This is a genomic window from Chryseobacterium sp. X308, from assembly GCF_020733145.1.
GTDB classification, from domain to species: Bacteria; Bacteroidota; Bacteroidia; order Flavobacteriales; family Weeksellaceae; genus Chryseobacterium; species Chryseobacterium cupriresistens.
On the sequence record NZ_JAJFZH010000028.1, the window covers coordinates 13,394 to 35,832 of the forward strand.

24 protein-coding genes are annotated in these 22,439 nt (G+C 34.9%); 3 read left to right on the plus strand and 21 right to left on the minus strand.

The genetic code is table 11. The features are described from left to right. Positions 1-162 precede the first annotated feature (162 nt). The 13 genes from LIV57_RS20625 to LIV57_RS20685 all read right to left on the minus strand — a co-directional run bounded on the left by LIV57_RS20625 (position 163) and on the right by LIV57_RS20685 (position 12,281). A complete protein-coding gene (locus LIV57_RS20625; RefSeq protein ID WP_227944103.1) occupies positions 163-750 on the minus strand; it encodes a hypothetical protein in 588 nt (195 codons plus the stop codon). Between the two features lie 43 nt (positions 751-793). Then, positions 794-1,291 carry a hypothetical protein gene (locus LIV57_RS20630; RefSeq protein WP_227944104.1) on the minus strand — a complete coding sequence of 166 codons (498 nt, stop codon included), beginning with the start codon at positions 1,289-1,291 and terminating at the stop codon, positions 794-796. 21 nt (positions 1,292-1,312) lie between these two features. Further along, on the minus strand, positions 1,313-2,173 hold the full coding sequence (locus LIV57_RS20635; protein ID WP_227944105.1) for a DUF4138 domain-containing protein: 861 nt from the start codon (positions 2,171-2,173) through the stop codon (positions 1,313-1,315). Next, the gene (locus LIV57_RS20640; RefSeq protein ID WP_227944106.1) at positions 2,170-4,527 is read right to left on the minus strand and encodes a TraG family conjugative transposon ATPase; all 2,358 of its coding nucleotides are present in this window, start codon (positions 4,525-4,527) and stop codon (positions 2,170-2,172) included. The genes LIV57_RS20635 and LIV57_RS20640 overlap by 4 nt, the downstream gene beginning before the upstream one ends. 33 nt (positions 4,528-4,560) lie before the next feature. Continuing rightward, positions 4,561-5,733 (minus strand): conjugative transposon protein TraM, encoded by a 1,173-nt coding sequence (traM, locus tag LIV57_RS20645; RefSeq protein ID WP_227944107.1) that lies wholly within the window; start codon positions 5,731-5,733, stop codon positions 4,561-4,563. A gap of 4 nt (positions 5,734-5,737) precedes the next feature. After that, positions 5,738-6,145 carry a M23 family metallopeptidase gene (locus tag LIV57_RS20650; RefSeq protein ID WP_227944108.1) on the minus strand — a complete coding sequence of 136 codons (408 nt, stop codon included), beginning with the start codon at positions 6,143-6,145 and terminating at the stop codon, positions 5,738-5,740. A 134-nt stretch (positions 6,146-6,279) separates the two neighbouring features. Next, positions 6,280-8,244: a type IV secretory system conjugative DNA transfer family protein gene (locus LIV57_RS20655; RefSeq protein WP_227944109.1), complete on the minus strand. Its 1,965-nt coding sequence runs from the start codon at positions 8,242-8,244 to the stop codon at positions 6,280-6,282. A gap of 92 nt (positions 8,245-8,336) precedes the next feature. After that, positions 8,337-8,504, minus strand: a complete 168-nt coding sequence (locus LIV57_RS20660; protein ID WP_227944110.1) for a hypothetical protein — start codon at positions 8,502-8,504, stop codon at positions 8,337-8,339. Positions 8,505-8,521: 17 nt separating this feature from the next. After that, complete coding sequence (locus LIV57_RS20665; protein ID WP_227944111.1) at positions 8,522-8,779, minus strand: hypothetical protein; 258 nt, start codon at positions 8,777-8,779, stop codon at positions 8,522-8,524. Between the two features lie 106 nt (positions 8,780-8,885). Beyond that, on the minus strand, positions 8,886-9,575 hold the full coding sequence (locus LIV57_RS20670; protein ID WP_227944112.1) for a hypothetical protein: 690 nt from the start codon (positions 9,573-9,575) through the stop codon (positions 8,886-8,888). Between the two features lie 48 nt (positions 9,576-9,623). Next, the gene (locus tag LIV57_RS20675) at positions 9,624-9,884 is read right to left on the minus strand and encodes a hypothetical protein (RefSeq protein ID WP_227944113.1); all 261 of its coding nucleotides are present in this window, start codon (positions 9,882-9,884) and stop codon (positions 9,624-9,626) included. A 207-nt stretch (positions 9,885-10,091) separates the two neighbouring features. Beyond that, positions 10,092-10,391, minus strand: a complete 300-nt coding sequence (locus LIV57_RS20680; protein WP_227944114.1) for a hypothetical protein — start codon at positions 10,389-10,391, stop codon at positions 10,092-10,094. 804 nt (positions 10,392-11,195) lie between these two features. Further along, the gene (locus tag LIV57_RS20685; RefSeq protein ID WP_227944115.1) at positions 11,196-12,281 is read right to left on the minus strand and encodes a hypothetical protein; all 1,086 of its coding nucleotides are present in this window, start codon (positions 12,279-12,281) and stop codon (positions 11,196-11,198) included. A gap of 611 nt (positions 12,282-12,892) precedes the next feature. On the opposite strand from LIV57_RS20685, the gene LIV57_RS20690 reads away from it, so the two are divergent. Then, positions 12,893-13,111: a hypothetical protein gene (locus LIV57_RS20690; RefSeq protein ID WP_227944116.1), complete on the plus strand. Its 219-nt coding sequence runs from the start codon at positions 12,893-12,895 to the stop codon at positions 13,109-13,111. Positions 13,112-13,624: 513 nt separating this feature from the next. Here the strand turns inward: LIV57_RS20690 and LIV57_RS20695 are convergent. The 8 genes from LIV57_RS20695 to LIV57_RS20730 all read right to left on the minus strand — a co-directional run bounded on the left by LIV57_RS20695 (position 13,625) and on the right by LIV57_RS20730 (position 19,827). Further along, positions 13,625-14,062 (minus strand): DoxX family protein, encoded by a 438-nt coding sequence (locus LIV57_RS20695; RefSeq protein ID WP_227944117.1) that lies wholly within the window; start codon positions 14,060-14,062, stop codon positions 13,625-13,627. Positions 14,063-14,126: 64 nt separating this feature from the next. Further along, a complete protein-coding gene (locus tag LIV57_RS20700; protein WP_227944118.1) occupies positions 14,127-14,867 on the minus strand; it encodes a DUF2063 domain-containing protein in 741 nt (246 codons plus the stop codon). After that, positions 14,857-15,693, minus strand: coding sequence for a DUF692 domain-containing protein (locus tag LIV57_RS20705; protein ID WP_227944119.1), 837 nt, complete (start codon positions 15,691-15,693; stop codon positions 14,857-14,859). Before LIV57_RS20705 ends, LIV57_RS20700 begins: the two co-directional genes overlap by 11 nt. Before the next feature lie 71 nt (positions 15,694-15,764). Next, positions 15,765-16,100: a hypothetical protein gene (locus LIV57_RS20710; RefSeq protein WP_227944120.1), complete on the minus strand. Its 336-nt coding sequence runs from the start codon at positions 16,098-16,100 to the stop codon at positions 15,765-15,767. 433 nt (positions 16,101-16,533) lie between these two features. Then, positions 16,534-17,256, minus strand: a complete 723-nt coding sequence (locus LIV57_RS20715) for a carbonic anhydrase family protein (protein WP_227944121.1) — start codon at positions 17,254-17,256, stop codon at positions 16,534-16,536. A 54-nt stretch (positions 17,257-17,310) separates the two neighbouring features. Beyond that, a complete protein-coding gene (locus LIV57_RS20720; protein ID WP_227944122.1) occupies positions 17,311-17,946 on the minus strand; it encodes a peroxiredoxin in 636 nt (211 codons plus the stop codon). 230 nt (positions 17,947-18,176) lie between these two features. After that, positions 18,177-19,187 (minus strand): NAD-dependent epimerase/dehydratase family protein, encoded by a 1,011-nt coding sequence (locus LIV57_RS20725; protein WP_227944123.1) that lies wholly within the window; start codon positions 19,185-19,187, stop codon positions 18,177-18,179. Positions 19,188-19,251: 64 nt separating this feature from the next. Then, entirely contained in the window at positions 19,252-19,827 is a 576-nt protein-coding gene (locus LIV57_RS20730; protein ID WP_227944124.1) for a Crp/Fnr family transcriptional regulator, read from the minus strand. A gap of 334 nt (positions 19,828-20,161) precedes the next feature. On the opposite strand from LIV57_RS20730, the gene LIV57_RS20735 reads away from it, so the two are divergent. Both LIV57_RS20735 and LIV57_RS20740 read left to right on the plus strand, forming a co-directional pair. Then, positions 20,162-21,175: a terpene synthase family protein gene (locus tag LIV57_RS20735; RefSeq protein ID WP_227944125.1), complete on the plus strand. Its 1,014-nt coding sequence runs from the start codon at positions 20,162-20,164 to the stop codon at positions 21,173-21,175. Between the two features lie 45 nt (positions 21,176-21,220). Beyond that, positions 21,221-22,225 carry a terpene synthase family protein gene (locus tag LIV57_RS20740; RefSeq protein ID WP_227944126.1) on the plus strand — a complete coding sequence of 335 codons (1,005 nt, stop codon included), beginning with the start codon at positions 21,221-21,223 and terminating at the stop codon, positions 22,223-22,225. The last annotated feature ends 214 nt before the right edge of the window (positions 22,226-22,439 follow it).

The following is a 22,439-nucleotide window of genomic DNA, read 5'->3' on the forward strand; positions in this document are numbered from 1 at the left end:
TTCTACAATAATCCCACCTGAGCCAATATTCGACGGGACGTCTGAAATTGGACCAAAAGGGTTATTAGCATAAGGTTGAGAATACGCTTTTATTGAGGTAAATACTAACAGTGCTATCAAAAACCTGTACATATAGGAATACATTTATAGGTAAGTAAAAAACTAAAATATAATTTCAAGATTCTTGATCAGTTTAATAAGCTCCGGATGGCTTTGTACCAGAAGTGCTAAAGCAGGCAAAGTCATTACCCCAATCACTTCCTTGTCATTTTTAGAATATACCCTTACCAGCTGATCCCGGATTCTGTAAATTTCCTGTCTTTCGGCTGCCTTTATTTTTGAGGCATCCACATTCTGGATGGAAAGAAGCGCCGCTTTATTTAACGCTAAAGATTGTAAATAATCCTTCTTAACTCTGGTTATATAAGGAAGTGTTTTAAACTGATTCAATAGTACAGGCCCTATCCCTAAAATCCCTGTCTTTACAGACTTAATCGTACTATTTTGTTTATCAAATTGAGCTGACTTTTTATAATTCCTCTCTAAAAATTCTTCATCATTCTTAATCATTTCTTCCAGGTAATTATTTTGCAGCTTTAGCTGTATAGCTCTTGCAGCGGTATGTCCAGCAATTTCTGTAAGCTTTTTCCTTGTATCTGAATCCGTATTATTCAAATGAATGGCAACATGTACAAACTGAGCTGAAAATAGCTGAAATGTAAAAAAACACAAGATGGTTAATGCTCTCATAATACTGTATTATTAAAACTTATTATAGATGAAAATATCGAAGTTACTTAGGTATAAGGCCTAATTTGTAGAATAGATTACTTTGTTCTGCCTCATATTTCATTTCTTCCAGTTCCTGAATCAGAAAATTTAACGTATTCATAAATCCTGCATCCAGCTTTTCTCTGTTCCCGCGGTTAATGTTTATCCCTACCCCTGCTATAAAAGCCTCTTCCAATATGCTGTTCGCAGCTTTAATATAAGCCAGTTTCTTTCTGCACTTGCTTTTCTTAATGGGATTATAATAAGGGTTGCAGACGTTGGAGTACCTGGCAAAGTTGATAAGGTCTTTTTTAGAAATGGTAGTCCTCGCCGCATTTTCAACTTCATTGATCGCCGCAATCTGACCCAGCTCATCCAGGCTTTTTTTTGTGGCTTTTTCATAGTCATCAGTGGCATTGTTCTCTAAATACCTTTCCACTAAGCCAATGGGATCAATGTAGGGTATCTGTCCCTTATACTGCAGTGAAAAAAACAGCAATAGGAAAATCAGGTATTTCATAACTGAATACGTTAAATATCTTTATATATATTCGGGAAATAAAAGTTTCTTTCTGGGAATACGGATATTGACGCTTCTGCCTCCGGCATGCTCCCCTACCTCAAGACTCAATATCTCATCTTCATTCAATGTGAATTTGTCAAAGATGAAGGTAAGAACTCTTGTTTCGCCCAGTTTAATATTTCGCTGCTCGCCACAGGTTTTTACCGGTGTCAGGATTCTTTCCTGATAGACATAATCTTTTTTGGCAGCATTATTTTTCTTAAGTTTTGATCTGAAAAGGATCTGGTCTATATCCAAGGTGATTTTAGACGTATTATAAATTTCTACGCGTAAGACAATTTTATTCTGAAAGTTCCTGTAATAGATTCCGTTTAAAGTCAGGTTCAATCCATCTTGAGTATCTTTAATCTTTACGGTAGAAGGTGCACTTTCAGATAGCATACACAATTCCTGAAGGTCCTGTGCTGTCCTTTCTTCCTTTTCAATTTTGTAAATGCTTTCTTTTGCAAAATAATCTATCGTAGTAATGGTTTCAATCGCTTTATATGTGGTGATATCCGGATTTCTGTTATACCCCATATCAATAGAATAATAGCTTCCTTTGCCATTAATTACAGTAAGGTTCGCCTGCTGGCTCTTTACATCCTCCAACTCTTCCCCCGTATGCTTTAATTTAAGCATATTCCCAATGGTATCTGCAACGAAATAAGTTGATCCCACATCCACATATTTTATTTTTTCATCAAAAATAATGTGTGTGGTTTTCACATCTGAAACGTCAATGGCCTGACGCTGAGATAAAGGTTCCAGTATTTCCTGGGCAAAAGAGACCTGAGAACATATAAAAAATAGAATAAATAATATAATGTGTTTTTTCATTTCTTTTGAGAATTTAAATCAATAAAATCATTAATTGCCACCGACATGTTTCCTTTGGCTTCGTATATTCCGCGGATTACTTTGTTTTCATCGGCATTGGAAGAATAACAGGCATATCTTTCAGGAGATACTTTTACTTTATATACATTAGACATACTTCCTACTTTAACGTACACCTCTCCTTTGTCTGTAGAATAAAGCTTTTGAAGATCGGATTCGCTGAGTGACAAATATTTGGAAAACTTATCTTTAGATGCCATTTTCTTTTTATGGGAAAGCATAATCAGGGTATCTGTATTATTCACCATCGCTGGTCCGGCAGCGGTATCCAGGATATCTTCCAGATCCTGGGTGGCAATGGCTACTTCTCCATAAAACTTACGAACGGTCTTGTACAAATACTTGATAAACTCTGCCATCTCGCCTTTGGAAATAGGCTTCCAGCACTCGTCTATAAATATTGATTTCTTTACTCCCGGAATCTTCTGGATCTTGGTCATCACCAGATTAATACACAACATGGTAACCAGAGGAAACAATGTCGGGTGATCTTTGATATTGTCCATTTCGAATACAATAAAACGCTCGTTAATCAGATTGGCAGGTTCTGCTGCATTGAGTATATCTTTATAATGTCCGTCGTAAAAATCTCTAAGTGAGAGTTTAAAGCTGACCTTGTCAAAATAACTTGACTCTTCTTCTACAGCCGAGTTTTCTGAGATAAACTCATAGAAAGTAGACATACTAGGAAAAACATCATTTTTAACGACATGCTCGTAATAAAGATCCAGATAGGTGGATAATATCTGTTTTTCTTCTCTTGAAGCTCCCTCTTCTCCTTTCCATAAGAAAAAGATTAATGAAAGCAGAAAGGTTTTCTTATCTATATTAATTTCATCTTCATCATAATAATAGAAAGGATTAAACTGTAAAGGTGAGTCTAAGTCATACGTAAAGTAAACACCTTCCACCAGTTCACATAACTTTTTATAGGAGTTTCCGATATCGATCATGACGATATGGTGACCCTGCTCATAATACTGGCTCGCAATATGATTAATTAAAAAGGATTTCCCGGTTCCGGAAGGTCCGAAAATCAATCTGTTTCGGTTCACGATAATTCCCTTTTTAACAGGTTCGTCCCATAGGTCAAGCCTTAAAGGAGATTCGTTTTTACGGTCACAGAAAAGAATTCCATCTTTATTGCTCTCGTAATAGGATTCAAAATTCAGTAATGAAGAGGTTTGCTCGGATATCCCGATGAATTTATGATTCTCTGAAATATAAGCGGACGCGCCGGGGCAATTGTTCATATATAATTCATTGAGCGCATACTTTACCTGATAAGGAGTAATTCCCAGATCTCTGAAAGCATTTTCCAGTAAGTTGACATCATGTTCCAGTTTCTTTTGCGAAACATTCCAGACGATTACACTGAAATGCTGGTAAACAAACGTCAGCTCTCTTTCCAATACATCTTCTACAAGATCTTCCACCTGAGAATAAGTAACCTGATTTTCTCTTGAAAGAATCGCCATACTTTTAAACTGATTCATTTTGGTTTTCAGGGAAGAAAAAACTTTTTCCGAATCTTCAATAAAAATCACCTGGTTGTAGATATGGTTTACATCCAGCCCTGTAGATACCGGCTGTATAAAAGGAATTCTGAAATCAGTTTTGGGTGTGGAATATTCAATGCTTTTGATGGTACTGTTAATGGTAATAGGAAGCTGATTATTGGAAGATATCGTATACAATTCTGCAAACTTATTTCCTACCTGTAAGTTCTTATCAAAAAACATATCTCTCAGATTGGTTTCCCCTTCTTTTGAAAGAGACAAATATTTTCCTAACAGCGAAATAATCTGATTATTATTCAACCTTTCTACGGCGAAAAAACCTTCCTTTGTTAAAAATGAAAGACTCGATTCCACAGCCTTGATAAAATCATCTATTCCATCTAAATATTTATTATACTGGCTGGAATTATTAAGTATGCTTACTTTACTTTTAGAGTCCTTTATTATAGTGAGATAACACTCGTGGCTCATGGTCGGCTTTTCATGGAAAAACCTGTTATCACTTGATGATAAAAAATTAGGGCTGTCCGATACCTGCTCTCTGATAGAGTCTACAAAAAAGAAATCCTGTTTCTGCAGGATGGTTCCGGCGGGTAAAGATCTGATTACTTTGTCAAAAATAACACTGATCTGCTCAATCTGATCGCTGTCAAGCGAATATATCTGAGGGAGCATCACTTTATACACTAAGCCGACATCTCCTTTTTTGCTAATTAACAAATCATTGTCAACCGCTAATATGTTAAAAACCTTTTTGATATCTATATCTTTCATAATCTTAGGAAATAATTATTAAACCATTGCGCTCTAATTAAAACCAGAGCCATTATTTGAGGATCTTATATTGATCCATAACTGGTATTTTTTAGGTAAGAACACTCTCCTTTTCTCAAATACTTCTTTGCTTATTTCTTTTCCTGCTGATAAAATGGCCAGGTTTCTCGCCTCTTTTAAATCTATCCCGGTATTGGTACTGCCACCTAAAACAGAACCGCCGGCGTTGGTACCTCTTTGAATAGCATAATCGAAAACATCTTTCGATACTGTTGAAGGGATTTTAAGCCACGAATGATTATTCACCTGAATGCCTTGTCTTCCATCATAGTCGTAAACTCTAAAGTTTAACTGGTACAGAACATTATCTTTTTTATAGCTTTCAATATCAATATTGATCCGGTCTTCCCCTAAGGATATTTTCCCATAAACAATCGAATTCTTAGGAATTACCAGTCCGCCCGGGACATCTGTAAGCCTCATATCTTCTTTTATTCTGATAGGAATGATATTTTTATCTAATATCCTTTTCTGTTCTATGGTTTCTGATGGAATCAGCTGTAAAATTTTCTTGTTATTTCCGGCTGTTGTTCCCTGGAAAAAATTCTTTTGATCCCGAACATCGTTTTTAACCAACTCCTTTTTACTTTCCCTGATTTTTGAAGTATCCGCAGAATCCTGGGAATTACGTGAGGCAGAACCCTCCGTTAAGCCTGCACGGATTTTATCCTGAAGCTCAAATATTTTGCTAAGGCTGCTTTCAGTGCCGGAACCATAATCGGAACCATATCCCGAACTATACCCGGAACCGGAAGAGTAGCTTCTTCCCGGTGAAGCGATATTGGATAAAGCTTTCATATAGCGTTCCTGCCTTTTGGCATAATCATTTTCTTCAGTTTTGCCGTCAAAACTCTGAAACTGTCCCTGCAATAATTTTTCATCTTCAGGCAGTTCTGTATCTATACCATACTTTCCATCTTTTGAAAAGTACTTTTTTAAATCCCTTTCATCCTGATTATAAATTTCTAATTTTGATTTTTCTTCAAGCTGTTTCTCATCTACATTAGGAGTTACAATCAACTTATCATCAGACTCCTTCATTTTTGGGAACAGGATCAGGCTCATGATCAAAATGAGAGTACCTAATGCAGCCACAAAAACAACCCCAATGATGATCTTTTTTTTCTTGTCAAGATTTGCAAACATATTTTTAAAAACTATTATTACACATAATATTCAGAAATAATAAAGGGTCAATTTTTTTACCTTCAATTATTATTTCGTAATGGAGATGGGGACCAGTGGAATGTCCTGTATTTCCGCTTAACCCTATCAACTGTCCGGGCTTTACAAAGTCACCTTTTGAGACAAACAGGGACATTAAATGTCCGTATCTGGTTCTAAAGCCTCCCTCATTATCAATTAAGATGGTATTGCCATATCCTCTTTCGTACATTGAACTTAAAACGATCCCGTAATAGGTAGAAAATACAGCAGTTCCGCTGGGTACAGAGAAATCAACACCCTGATGCTTTTTAACTACTCTATCAATGGGATGTTTTCTATACCCGTAATGGGATGAGACAATTTTACTATAAGATTCAACCGGCGGTATCATCTTTTGTGATTGTACGTTTTGATAAGGAAATACAATAAAAAAGATAAAACACACAGGAAGTATCCAATTCTTTTTGCTAGGTAATGTATACATAAGGTGTTATCATCATTGTATGTTTTCTCAGTTACAAAAAATCAATTCTCTTGTGTTTCCACCTGTGACGACAGTTCACTGCCCATTTCAGCATTTTCCTCCTGGGAAATTCTATATAATTCGTTTTCAATAAGAATATCAACCTCTTTTACAATTCTTTCAAAATTCCCATTGAGAACTTCATTGATCATTTCTCCTTCTATAACTGTCGGGATCTCCTTCTTGATCTGATCAGTACGTTTCTCTACTTTTATTTTTCCTCTGAAAATTTTTCTGTTAATTTCTTCTCCGAAATTATCGGCAATAACCCCTACAAATTCTCCCTGAGAAAGCTGAGATATCGCAGATACCGGAATGGCATACTCTAAATTCTCATTGATAGAATATGAGTTATTGGTATCAATGGTTACATTCTTTAATTTTTGTTTTTTCTTTCCGAATATTTCCTGAAGTTTGCTTGCCGTCTCACTTCTTACTGAACCACTGAAAATATTACCTACAATGTTGAATATGGTTTCAGCTACTTTATCGCCATAATCACGCTTCAACTGTTCAAGATCCTGCATTCCTATGGTTGTTGAAACTTTGTTGGATCTCGCAGTGGCAATCAGGTTATCCAATCCCATAAAGTACATGGTGGGAAGCTCATCCAGGATCACGGAACAAGGCTGTCTTCCCTGCTGATTAATTTCTTTCAGAAGCTGGGTAACCACAAGCCCTAAAGCAGGAGAATTTGTGGTTTGGGTACTTGGTGAGTTGGCAATAATCAATATGCACGGACTTTCCGGATTATTGATACTTAATGAAATATTCTCTTCAGGAAAAACATTATTACCCATTACCCAGAATAATTCCTTGGTTGCCAGCTGAGACAGGGGTATTCTCGCAGATGCAGTCTGACCAGAAAGCTGTTCGTAAGCCTGCTTGGCTAAAGCATCTGCAAAGGGAGTCATAAAGAATCTCAGTTCAGCATATTTCCCAAAAACCTTGAATACTTTTTCATCCGGTAAAGAAGCTAAAGAGATGGCATGAGGTAGCGTACAAAACTTCCCGTCTTCATAAATTCTCAAAAAATAGATACAGGCAGCGAAATACGAAATCGCTGATTGTGCAAAGAAGTCTTTTTCCGTAATCCATTCTTTATTCAGATTGAATAAGATGGTCTGTGATGCTTCAATGGCATCTGCAGCTTTTCTTATCAATTGAGGATCCAGAGGATTCACAAAATTGGATTTCTCCAGATCATCTAACGAAACCACACAAAAACGAGGTTCAATTTTGTATTGCTCTTTATAGTATTCATAAAAAGCAAATGTTTCTTTGGCCAGTGCCGGAAATTTGAAATCATACACCATCATCGAAAATTGCTTCTGAATATGCTGCCGTATATATTCTTCAACTACAGAGTAAGACTTTCCTGATCCCGGAGTTCCCAGAACCATAGTAGCCCTGAAAGGATTTACCACATTAATCACCCCGTTTTCTGTTTTAAAATTGACGGAATACGGATTTTTCTTCACGACTTTCTCCTGTTCAAAGATTTGATTTTTATCGTTAAATTCATCCTTCTTATCATAAAAATTGAAGTATTTTCTGAATTTTAAAAACCCAACGATATAAACAATATAAGAAACAAAAGATATGATGGTATAAGAGATTATTTCAATCTTCACAACCGATATACTTAAGAAAATGATAAGAGATGATCCTACTATGATAACATTCCTCATAAAAGAAGAATTCTCTCCTACTTCTCTTTTCACTTCAAACCCAAAGCAACAAAAAGAAACAATGGCAAGGCTTATCGTTCGTAATAACAAAGGATTCTTTATGAGCGGGAAAGTTTTAAATAGCTTTATGATGAATACATTGATATATTCGTTACCCAATCCTTTCTCAGCTACATAGCTATATTTAGAATAATAAATATCTACTAAAATAAATAGTATACTTACTAAAAAGGAAAATATAATTAATATATCTAAAGAATATTTATCGTTTTTCATTACACACAAATTATAACAGAATCCCGTTGTTGAAATTCCAGATTATCATTAATACTTAGCAATCAAAAAGGATTTTAAAATACTATACTGTATCAGCTATCCTCTGTCTTTTGGGAATCTTCTGTATTAAGAGGGTTTTCCTCTTGTAGAATATTATCAAAATCTTTAGCCGAAGCCTCTTCAAAACCATTACTTTTAAATAGATAGTTTTCAATAAGTAAAATGACAAAAGATGACCTTTCTACTATAATATTTTTCATAAAAGAAGAATCTTCCCCTACTTCTCTCTTAACTTCAAAACCAAAGCAACAACAGTAGCAATAGTAAGACTTGAAACCCTTAATAATAAAGGATTCTCAATTAATGGGAAACTTCTAAATAATTTTATTATGAATATATTGATATATTCGTTACCTAAGTTTCTCTCAGCTGCATAACTATATTTAGAATAATAAATATCTACTAAAATAAATAGTACAATTACTAAAAAGGATAGTATAATTAAAATATCTAAAGAATATTTATCGTTTTTCATTATACACAAATTATAACAGAATCCCGTTGTTGAAATTCCAGATTATCATCCAATACTTATCAATCCAAAGATTTTACAATACAATAGTGTATCAATGATCCTCTTCCTATTGGGAATCTTCTTCATTATCAGCAGCCTCTGTCTTTACCCCATTACCGCCATCGTTAACTGAAGCATTTTCAAAGCCTTTACTTTTGAATAAATAGTTTTCAATGAGTAAACCATGAGGATTATTTTCAGTTCTTGCTACATTATATAAATCGAAAGAGGAATAAAACAGATTTTTTGTACTCACATTCTGATCCACTCTGGAGACACTGAGCTTTCCATAAACAGAGGCGTGATAAGGATATTCTTTATCGTTAACTTTTATAGAATCTATCTCCAGTTTTTGAACCAGGTTCTGAGATTGTATTCTCGCAAAATGCCCGTTGGCCTTAAGAGACAAATACAATTCTTTTCCGGAGTTTCCAATGAGATAGAGCGCCTCATTGATATTCTTATCATAGCTGAACTGATCATATCCAAAAAATAATCTGTGAAACACTTTAATCTGGTTCTTGATCTCAGGCAGTCTGTAATTTTCATAATCCTGATCGTTATTCATAGAATTTGCAATCGCGGCCTGCCCCTTTTCAGTAATTATATATATCTTTTTAGTAAAAACTTTACTCACGTAAACAGCCCAGACCGAGCTGGAAATGATCGCTATAATTGTAATAGAGAAGCTAAGAAATAATGCTTTTTTAACTAAAGAGTAAGTAGAAGGAATTTCACGTAATTTTTTTAAATCCATTGGTATTTTAATATTGATAAATGATGATACAGATAACAGAGAAGCATTTTATCTGAATATTTTAACTTTAAAAGAAGCTTTTCTGCAATTTTCACATAAAGGATATTGATTTTCATCTTTGTTTTCTGATAGAGAAGCACTATTAGCCAGCTTAACATTCTGGTCACTATTACACTTTATACACAGCATTTTATTACTATTCAATAATTTAAATTTGTCATCCACTGCATTTTTTCCGTTTTCTGCTAAAGCTGACTTCACTTTTTCTTCTTCCATATTTGAAGGCTCAACAAATGATTTAAATTCCATAGTTCAATTAAAGACGTTTCTAATCAGCACGCAATAAGAATGTATGCCACAACAAAATTTCAGGGAAATTGCAAAAAGGCGGTATTGAATAATTTAAGGTTTGAAGTATTCAAATTTCTTGCAGAGATAAGTAGTGTCAATTTTAGATTTAAGCTATATAAATAGTCTATAGCTTAAATCTAAATATCTATTGAAGTGTTTTATATTCTAGATGAATACATGAGTAATAACATCAACCAGGCCAAAAATAGCTAAGCCTATCACAAAACGAACAAAATTCTTTTGAGCCTGTTCGTTACCCTGCATATACTGAACAAAGATCAGGAAAGCACCCACCACTGCAAAAGCAGCAACGCCTGCATTCAATGAAGTTTTAAGGGTATTTGTCCATCCGTTAATTTTTGCATCAATTGTTCCTGCACCGCCGCCTCCCTGGGAATATAATAAACTACTTATTGGTAATAACAATGCGATCAGGCTCCTTTTATTAAATTTCAAATTTTTCATTTCTGCTCTATTTTAAAACTAAATTTTAATTTTGTTTGTTTATTTTTATCTGTAACCGGAATATCTGCTGAAAAATAGTTCCCTGTTTTTTACCATCATCCTGCAGAATTATGTCAGTCTGTCAAAAACTCTTCTGATAGTTCAGACTGATTCAGTTACTTTTTTTAATTCTCTATTATCTTTTGAATTGATACTAATCAGATTTTCTAATTTCTCATCAAATCTGATGCATTGTACTCCCATCTTAAAATCAAAAAAAAATTCTTTGAACTCTCCTTTTCTCGGGTACTTTTTAATGATGTATAGATACAGTACAGGAACTACTAAAAAGATTAATGATAACAGTACCTTTTTAAATACAATAAAAAGAAACAACATCAGACATATAACAACGATCATAGCGGTGATAACAGGATAACCAAAGACTAAGGGAGTCCTTTCTAATGTTTTTGGGGTTTTATATTCCATATAATTTGTGTTTATTTTAATCCAATAAGATATTTATCATTACCAAAATCACTTATGGGAATTCTGTTCTGATCATAAAGGATGGCAGGCCAATTACAAACCGGATAGAATTTTTCTCAGCCTGCTCATACCCAACCTATATTGATGAATACTAAATGTCAATTATAAAATTTCAGATCAAACAGCAACATATGACGTCATCATTTCTATCCATTGGCTTTTTGCTGTCCTGCTATTATTCGTGAATAAATAACAAAGTGATTGATCATATAAACAGCTGCAATAGTTTTTTAATCCCTAACTATGTACTTATAGTAATTTTTACGTATTAAAATTCTAAGGTCTTCTTTGTGGTCTGGCAGGAACTGGAGGAGCCTGCTCAACTTTAGCTCTAGGAGGAATTGGAGGGGCTTTAGGAGATCTGGCAGGAATTGCAGGAGCAACTTCATTATCCATTCCTTTCGCCTGCGCCCCATGAGACCTACCACCCTGTTCTCTAATCATTTGTGGCTTATTCTGAGTTTCAGTAAACTTTGAAAGGTTTCCTTTCATATCCTTTTTATCATTCAAGACCACATTTTCTTTATATTTATGTTTACTTGAATGAAGCTCCCCTGCGGCATCACGATAGGCATACAATCCCTCTTCTGTATCTTGATTTTCCGTATAATCATGAGCTGGAGCTTTATCTGTTTTAGTCCTAGGAGGAACTTCCGGAGCAGACGAACTTACACCTTTGGAAACAGATTCCTGCTTACCGGAAAGCGTTTTTTCTACGGCAGTAGTAAGCTTTTTCAAATCAATCCCATTCGGTGCTAAAATCCCGGTATTATTCGGATTTCTGCTTTCGTTAAATACTTGAATATTTTCCTTACTATCATCAACAAAAATATTGTGAACCGTATGCAGCTCTTTATTTCTTAATCTTTGATTTTCTTCATATTTTTGTATTTCTGTATTCTTATCCTGAGCCATTTGAGCACGATTAGTAATTGGAACAGAAATTATTGAAATATCCTTTAAATGAGTTAAGCCATTCATTTCATATACTGCCTTAATCGCATTCGGATACATAGAGGCCGTTAATACAACAACATCAACACCCTGGTCTTTACTTTTACCAACAAATTCATTTAAACCCTTTCCATCAAAAAATTCAAAGCTGTGAGCTTTATGTTTTGGATTACCCTTAGCTCTTCCTTTATCCAACGCTAAAGAAAGTTCTAAAGCATCCTGTACCGCCTGTTTAGATCCCTTTGAAATAGGACCTGTACCCATAAGCTCGTTCATTAACTGCTTTTTTGATAATCCGGGAATATCATTATTACTATAATTACTTATAAAGCTATTCATACTATTATGAAGGTGGCCGTCAAATTGTGTGTTATCGAAGTCTAAAAAGACATTTGTTTTTGTTTTCATTTTTTGTACTGATTTTATCATACCGATTTTTTGAAAATAGCCCCAATTATTTTAAGCAGATCATCTATTGCGCAACGTGTCATTAAAATACCGTTATTGTTTAACTATTATCATTTGCAAAATTAGGCGGTGTTACAATCCACTGAAAATTAATACCGTAAGAATAAACCGTAATGTATGTAGTTTTTATTCGTGTTGATGAACTGAAAAAAAATGACATGATCTTAGCTTAAAAAGGTCTGCCATAAGAAGATTATTCCTTACACAAAATGTAATTAAAAAGACCAATTGTTTAATTATTAACAATCTGTAAAACTACTTAATTCGATAATTTACAAGAAAATAAGACCGTAAGAATAAACAGCAACGTGTGTAGTTTTTAATTGTACTGATATGTAAAAAAGCGTACACGATCTCTGATGTTATTATAGTATTCGTCAGTAGTTTAAACTATATATAAAAACACAATATATATTTTCATTACGGCAGCACAATAACTACAACTAATCACCTGTATTTCAAATATTTAATCAATATTTTTGCCCACTATATAATATGCCATTGATCTGAAATAATATAAAGATTTAAACTGGCTAAAAATAAAAGATACTATGAACGATTTACTTACTATTGCAATTGTAACTGCATCCATTGTTCTTTTTTCCTATTTAATGACGAGTCTCAGGACCAATAACAATCTGCGGGAAAAACTATTACTTCAGCCCCAACAAATGGCGGCAATCAAAACGAGAGTATTGCATATTCTTTTTAAAAGGAATCTCAGAAACGGAAAGAATCTTGTCAAAAAAGATAATAGTTACGGAAGATAAACCAACTTTGATAATGAGAAAAAATTATCGCATGGTCTTTTCAGGAAACAAAATCTAACGATGAACTGCTTACATTATACAGCCTTATTCATCATTAAGTACATGAAAAACAAACAGAAATACAATAAATAATGTCATCCATGTAGTTTTATAACTACTGGTTTTCATCTTCCAATGATAACAATTTTCCTAAATTTACATTATAAAAATCACTCATTATAAATATTTTTCTTCACACCAAATAGTGCTTTGGGTTCAAAATAATCTAAAACTAATTTTCAAAAAAATCTGTAACTGAACTAACCTTACCAGGAATGGTATATTTAGATGAAATGAACCCAGGGCCTATTTAACTGATTTTTATATTTCAATAAATATCCTTTTTTCAGAGAATTACCAACCAGTCTGGAAGCTACGCATATGCCAAAGACGGCAATAAAAAAGCAAGTGTAAGAACACCTGCTTTTTTCATTTCGTTATGATTGATTATTTCTTCTTTCGGGATCTGTGTTATTAATTTTTAATTCTGTTGAGTTTTAAAAATTGATCCAAGCTGTATTTTCCGGCACCAAAAGATAAAAGAGTAAGAAGCATCAGAATATAATACAGAGGAATTTCAAAACCGTTATCTCCTGCATCAAAACCATTTCCAAAATGTACCGTGACAATAGCAATAATCATCGTAATGATCAAAGGAATTGAAATCCATCTGTTAAGCAGGCCTAATGTTAATAGAATTACTCCCAAAATCTCTGTTCCAGTTGCTAAATAAGCATTCAATAGAGGTAAAGGAATGTTTATACTTTCAAACCACTCCGCAATACTACTGATATCTTTTAACTTCATTATTGCCGGATTAAAAAATCCATATGCCAGCACCCAACGTAAACCTAATAAAACAAAATCTTTTATTCTATAAGATCTGTTAATTATTTCCTGTATTTTTTTCATTTATATAATGTAATAATGTTAAAAAAAGACCATAACGATGATCCTTTATAAAAGTAATTCGCACTTAGATCCGGTATCCTAAAAAAATAGTATTCTGTAAGGCAAACTGTTCAAAATCCTGATATAATTTCATGATTTTTTCCCTGTCGTTATCATATCTGGCAAGTAATTCTATGAAATCTTTCCTGCTAAAACAGCCTTCATTGGCTTTTAAAATAATTTCCACAAAAGGATACGAAAGATCGTTGAAATGTATTTGTTTTGTATAAAAATCCCGATGTACAGAAACAAAATACTGACCTCTGTCTTCTTCCGTAATTTCTTTCACATTTTTTAGATGAATAGGATATTCTGTTGATAAGATCTTGATTTCAGGATTGGGGATAATTCCATCTTCCTGCAGCTTTTTTTCCGGGCTGAATTCATCCGTGGGCAAATCCTCCATCATAAAAACTTCAATCTCCAGCCATTCATACTGCAGAAGAGTAATAAGAAAAGGAAATCTTTTCTTAAAAGGGAAATCATACTGCTGATAATAGTCTGAAAATTCCTGCGGAAGCTTCCATACCTGTGGAGTCTGACATTTGTGATGTTCAAAAAAATGGGCTACCATTCTTTTCCATCTTTTCTTACCGATTAATTTCCTTGTCATAGGAAATGCACTTTTCAATGTGTCTTTTATCACATTATACACCAACCTTCTGTAATGGAATGTGTGCTCCTGAATACTGGTTTGCGGTTCATGCAAACCGGTTCTGCAATACCAAGCAATATCCGTTTGAAGAGAAAATGTTTTATTGTCCATATGCAGTATCCCACTGAAGTGTTAAGATCTCGTTTTTTAACAATTTCAAAGTGTCAATTTCATATTGTAAATTTTCCAGGTCCGGAATATTAAAATCCCTTTCCAAAAGAACAGGAATATCTTTGCCTATTTTCTCTATAGCCCATGCCAGTAAGTTATACACCGGATCAATGATATCTTCTCCATGGGTATCTATAATTAAATGATCATTTACTTTAAAATGACCTGCCATATGAATATATTTCACTTTATTCAGGGGCATGCTTTGGATAAATTTTTCTGCATCATACTTGAAATTAAAAGCATTAACATACACATTGTTTACATCCAGCAGCAGCTCGCAGCCCGTCGTGCTGACAATTTCGTTAATGAAATCTGCTTCTGACATTTCAGCTTCTAAAACAGTATAATAGCTTCCGTTTTCCAAAATCAGTGGTCTTTTCAAAATATCCTGAACCTGAAGAATATTTTCAGAAACCCGTTCTATGGCCTCCCGGGTGAAAGGGATAGGCAGCAGATCATACAAATGGGCATTATCCACCTTAGAGAAAGTAAGATGTTCGGAATACAATACAGCCTGTGTGTCTTCCAAAAACTGCTTTACCTGTTTTACAAAACCTTTATCTACTCCTTCCGGACTCCCCACAGAAAGAGACAATCCATGGCAGTACAGCGGATATTTTTCCAGTACCTTCTTCAATTCCTTCTTCCAGTATCCGCCCACTCCCAGCCAGTTTTCGGGCGCTACTTCCACAAAATCAGGTTGTAAAACATCAGTATTTAAAAATGTTTTCGAGAATTCTTTCCGATAACCTATTCCTACCATAATCTTTTATTTGCCATTAATATTTAAAAATCGACAGACCTGTTGTACAAGTCTGCCGATTCCAAAAAAAACTATTTACTTGATGCTGTTTTAGTTTTTTTAGTTTTTTTGGCTTCATTTTTAGTTTTTTTGCCTCCACATTTTCCTTCCCCGCATTTTCCTTCTCCACATTTCCCTTCTTTAGTTTGGGTTTCAGTTTTTTTACCTCCACATTTTCCTTCCCCACATTTTCCTTCTGAAGTTTTTTTACCTCCGCATTTGGCTTCACCACTTTTTCCCGTTTTACCTCCACATGCAGCCTCAGTAGAATGTGTTTCCATTGATTTTACAGTGGCGAAAGCAGTGTTGGTTCCTAATGTAAACGCTCCCAGAGTCAGAGCTCCCAATAAAATTGATGATTTTTTCATTATTTAAATTTTAAAAATTATGTTGTATTATTGATCCACGTAATGTAATTATCTTATTTATATTCAATCTCTGTTTCTGACTTACTTCAAACGTGGGAATTTATCTGTATTTATCACCGCCGGTAATCAGCATTTTTTAAACATATACAAGAATCATAAAGTGAATTGTCATTTTGTAAAAGTATATCATTCAGCATTTTCCAAAAAAAATATCCTGTAGATATAAATTGTTAAGCCAACATAATAATACTACTTAGTTGTAGTTAATGAAGGATCGCTGTGTAAATATCAAATTGTCATAAAACTGAAACTCCGGAAATAAAAAATCCGGAGATTTTTTTCTCCGGATTTGATATTGTTTAATTGTCTAACAACTATTTCAGGCCTTGTATTTTTGAGTATGGATGAATTCGAAATACATTAACAGTCTGAATTATTTTACCAACTGTAATGTTCCATCTGCAGGGCTATACAATGTCCCTACAACTTTTATCTTTCCATTATCCTCCATTTCCTTAAGGATAGGGCTTTTTTTTCGTATTTCGCTGAGTGCTAATCGTACATTATTCTCACAAACGTACTTAACAAATTCATTGTTTCTTGAGTTTTTCATTCCTGTAAAATCCAGACTTATATTGACCGCTGGTCTTATTCTGTAAAGTGTCGCTGTAATATTACCAAACCTGACATTGTCAATGGCTGCTTTTACCGCACCACAATGTTGATGCCCCATTACCATGATAAGTTTGGCACCCGCTACTGCACAGGCAAACTCAGTACTTCCCAATAGATCTTCATCTACAAAATTTCCTGCCACACTTCCAACAACAATATTTCCCAGACCCTGATCAAAAATATCATCTACGGGAACACGATTATCCGAACAGCTTATAACCACAGCCTTAGGAAAATGGCCTGTTATAAGCTTTCGTGTAGGTTTTGTATGATCTCTCACCGTTGCCATTCTATTTTGGAATCTCTTATTTCCTTCTATAAAATCTTTCAGAACTTCTTCACCATTTAATTGATCCTTTTGTTCTTTTGTCATTATATGAGAAGAAACCTTTGACTGACTCTCTCTATTTTCTGCTTTTTTACATGAAACCACCAATCCACAGAGTAACAGACTTAATAAAATATTCTTTTTCTTATTCATAATCAGATGTGTTTTTAATTTCTCTTTAAATTCAGTTACCTTAAGGAGGGCATCTTACTCACCGGGTTGAGGCGTATATCTTAAGTAAGGTTTAATTTCAATAAGACCTTTCGGATATAATCGTCTTGCATCCTCTGTAGAAATGCCGGGAGGAACAATGACATCATCACCAACTTTCCAATTAACAGGAGTTGCTACGGTATATGTATCCACTAACTGTAAGGAATCTAAAACACGTATTATTTCATCAAAATTCCGCCCTGTAGATGCAGGATAAGTAATCATTAAACGAATCGTTTTATGGGGGTCAATGATTAATAAAGAACGGACTGTTGCTGTAGTGGATGCTTTTGGGTGAATAAAATCATAAAGCTTTGAAATAGCAAGATCATCATCAGCAATGATCGGAAACTGAACACAAGTCATTTGGGTTTCATTAATGTCTTTGATCCAATTCTGATGATCTTCTACCTTATCCACACTTAATGCAAGTACTTTGGTATTGCGGTTATCAAATTCAGTTTGCAGCTTTGCTGTCATTCCCAGCTCCGTAGTACATACAGGGGTATAATCTGCAGGATGAGAAAATAAAATTCCCCATGAATTCCCAAGGTAATTATAGAAATCTATTTTGCCGGCAGACGAATCGGCCTGAAAATTTGGTGCGGTATCTCCTAATCTAAGTGACATAATTGTTTTTATTTTAATTTATCCTGTTATTTCTATCGCAAAGTAAGTTCTGCAGATATTTTATTATTGTTTTGAATTATTTGCAAAACTATCTATAAACGGATGGATTAAATAATTTGGCTTGTAGATATTACACTATAATAATGTAAATATTAATCCCTGTCTCGCTTGTATTATTAAAGACAAAAATTTAAAGGTATAATCAAAATAAACCTCATCGGAACTGGTGATTACAGCAAATTTTTATGCTTCATCAGATAGGACAAAGCTTCTCTTACGGCCTGTTCGGGATTTTTCGGATTAAAACCCAATTCATTTCTGGCTTTGGAAATATCAAAATTCTGTTGTAGTCCTGAAAACATGGCAATATCCTTTGTAGTTAATACAGGAGGTTTTCCACTAATTTTAGCTGACAGTTCCATTAATCCGGCAATGGTATAGAGGACAAATTTAGGAACAGAACCCGGCACTTTGATTTTCAGTTCAGGATAAAGCTTTTGAGCCAATCTGGTAGTGTTGGTAATAGTCATACATTTTTCATTAGCTAAGATATATCGTTCTCCTGAGCGACCTTTCTGAGTAGCAAGGTAACATCCTTCGGCAACATCTTTTACATCTACCCAATTAAGGGTTATTTGGGTATCCATTGGTATTTGTTTATTTAAAATTAACTTCAGTACACCATAGGACACATTCAAAGGAAGAAATGCTTCGCCACCTATCATTGCTCCCGGCATTACGGACACCAGTTCTATTCCTAATTCTTCAGCGAGTTGAAAAGCCAGTTTCTCACCATCGTTTTTCGAATTATAATACATATCCCGGCGGTCAGGATTATACCCATTACTTTCTTTAGCAGGAAGATGGGTGTAATCCAAAGCTGCAATGGAACTTACATAAACGATTCTTTTCACGCCCGCTTCAGCAGCAGCTTCAATCGTATTTCGGGTTCCGTTCATATTGACATCGTAGATTTCCTTTTTTGGATTTTTAGCCCACAATTTAAATGATGCACCTACAGCATAAAATGTATGAACCCCTTGAAGAGCCTTAACAAAGGAACCTTTGTCCGTAATGTCAGCCTGAACTACTTCGCAGTTCAGATCCTTGAAACATTCTTTATTTTGGATACTGCGAACGGATGCCCTTACATGAAACCCTTCTTTTATTAGTAATCTTACCAGATTATTACCCAGATGACCATTCGCACCTGATACCAATACTAAGTTTTTGCCTGTCATATCTTTTGATTTTAAATGATAATGCAAATTTCACTTATGCTCATTCAAAATCACTTCACAAATGTTACCTAATAATCTGCTTGCGGATACGGCTCAAACTTTTAGGATTCATCCCTAAAAAAGAAGCGATATACTGCATCGGGACATTGTGGAGAATTTCAGGATTTTCCGTTATCAGCTTTAAATAACGCTTTTCAGCGGTCAATGTTGCAAGATCCTTTGCCCGTTTTTCATTATAGGACAACGATTGCTGAAATACCAAAAAACTGAAATCTTTAAATGCAGGACTCTGCCGGATAAGCAGATCGAGATCAGCTTTGGTAATGCGTAAAAGCTCACATTCGGTAATACACTCGAGATTTTCTTCAGATTTATTCTGATTGACAAAGTTGGTATACGATGTAATGAAGCCGGGAGGACAGTTGATATGGGTGGTTATCTCATCTCCTTTATCATTGTAATGGAACAGCCGGACAAAACCTGAAACCACAAAATACAGGTACTGTGGTATTTTTTCTTCTTCCTCAATTATTCTGTTTTTTGGATACAATACAGGTTCAAAATAGCGATTACACAGCTCTCTTTCTGAATCTGAGAGTTTTACATTTTTTGAAATAAGTTGGTTCAGCTGATTATGCATAACATTACAAAAATATAAACTTCCGGTTTAAAATCCACTACCATCTGAAATTGCCTACTTTCCAACAAGGGGATCTGTTACCAGTTTATTTACCTCTAATGGAATTGATTCCAACATTAATTAAACGTATCTCTTAGTAATTTTTTTAAATAAATTACAGTTTAATTATAATTAATTTGTAACTTCATTTCATTATTTATGATTGTATCTTTTTGATATACAGAAGGTTTTACTGTATATCATTTTATGGGCAAAGCTTATCATTTTTTATGAGATTCTCTATTGAGTTTTAAAAATGATAAACTAAAAAATAAACCTTTAAAAACATATAATCATGAGTAATGAAAATTTTAACACGCTTGAACTGCTTCACAGAAAGTTCAGATACCCGTTTCCCACTTTAAAAAATCCTTATGCAGACCAATTGCAGGAAATAACAGAGCATCAATGGATCGATGGAGAATATCTCTGGCTCTATGAAAAAAATCCTGATGTACGCAGGAAATACAAGAAAACAAAAACGGCCCACATTGCAGCACAGTGGTTTCCTACCGCATCAGTCGAACGATTTAAACCTATTTGCAGGCTTATGCTCTGGACTTTATATAACGATGACCTATATGAGGAAAGTGAACCTGATGACATCGATTATGTGCATTTGCAATCAATTGCAATTCTGAATGGTGAACTCAGTGCGGCACAGTCTACAATTCCCTTAGGTTCAATGCTGGGCTCATTGAGGCAGGAGCTGCAGCAGTTCATTCCACAGGAATCAATTTCCCGGTTTACACAAATGATCAGCAGGTACTTTAATGGATTAAAAACAGAGGTGCAGTATAAAAAAAATAAAACATTCCCAACAATCACCGAGTGTATTGCCCTGAGAGAAGATTCTATATGTCTGTATCCTTTTCTGCAGCTTACAGAAGTTGAAACCGGAGTCATTCTGCCTCCTGAAATTCATGCCCATCCGGTTATTCGTCGTCTACAGGCATTAGCGTGCCATCTGGTAACGTTTTTCAATGAAGTACAGTCTGTAATGAAAGATGAAGCCACAGAGAGTATTTATTACAATATTGTGAAAGTGATACAGCACGAACGCCAAATGTCTTTGAAAGAAGCCTGTCTGGAGGATCTGCGTCTCCATAATGAAGACCTGAAAGAGTTTATCACCTTACAGGCTTCTCTTCCGGATTTTGGAGAATGGCAGGATGCCGTAGTCAACTGGGTGCATTATATGAGTATGATATTAAGCGGCTGGAAAAATATTTCTACCAAATTAGCCCGTTATAATGCCATGGAATTTCCGGATGCGGAAGAGATGAAAAACAAATTAAATCAGATATAAACAAGCTGTAAAAGTAAATCCATAATAACCTTAAACTTTAATAAAATGAAACCCGAAGAATATCATTCAAAAGATTACCTGCCACGCGGCTATTATCCATGGCCGGACCTTATCAGCCCGCATGCTGAGCAGATGGGAAAAGATATGGAAGGATGGATTGATAACGACTATACTTTCCTGACAGAAAAACAACGTGAAAAATACAAGAAAATGAGGTTACATATGTGTACTGCGCGTATGTGGCCAGACCTCACTTATGAGCAAAGTATCCCTTGCAATAGATTCATGCTGCAATATGTTGCGCTCGACGATCAGGTAGAACACTCATCTCCCAAGGAAATGGAAAAAATGAGGAATCGATGTACAGCAATTCTCAGAGGAGAGCAACCAAAACCAGAAGAAAATGCACTTTATCAACATATAGCATTAATAAGGGACGAATTCCGTGCATTAATGCCTGCGATATGGGTAGAACGTTTCATACATTATTTTTATCAATCGTTCCGGTATGGAATTGAGCTCGAATATCCCTACAAGAAGGCTGAGCGGCCACCATCGCTCCATCTTTTCAAAACCATCCGCGAATATTCAGTTCTTATGCGGCCGTATCTGATTTTTGGTGAGATAGAGTCAGGTCTCGTTTTACCTGAACATATATTTGAACACATTGTTTTTCAGAAAATGATATCTCATATGACCTTAACTGTGGCATGGCAGAACGATATTCATTCTCTGCCTAAAGAAATGGCGAAAGGAACTGAGGTTTTTAATCTCGTTTTTGTTTTACAGCAACAATACAATCTTTCATTGGCAGAAGCCTGTTCAGAAACTTTTCGTATTCACAACGAAGAAATGGCAGGTTTCATGACTTTACACAGCGAATACCGTGAGTTTGGAGAATATCAGGAACACGTAGACAAATTCGTTTATTATGCAGGAGTAGGACTACAGGGAGTGAATACTTTTTACCTCGAAACGGAAAGATATCTGCATGGAGGAGCAGGCTTTGCCTGGCCGGAAAAAATTGTAAATGAAAAGGATCTTCTTTAAAATCATTCAGCATATCAGAATATGATAAAATATGCTATTCTTAATGCAACAGCAGCATTGTTGTATTATTATTTAATTGTGTTAACAGGGACAAGGGAAGAAAATGAAACAGCATATCAAAAATCAACCTGAAAGACAGAATGATATGATATACCGATATATGACTCAAAGCACAGACCTTAGAGATGTCTTCTGAGGTTCCAAAACTTACGAA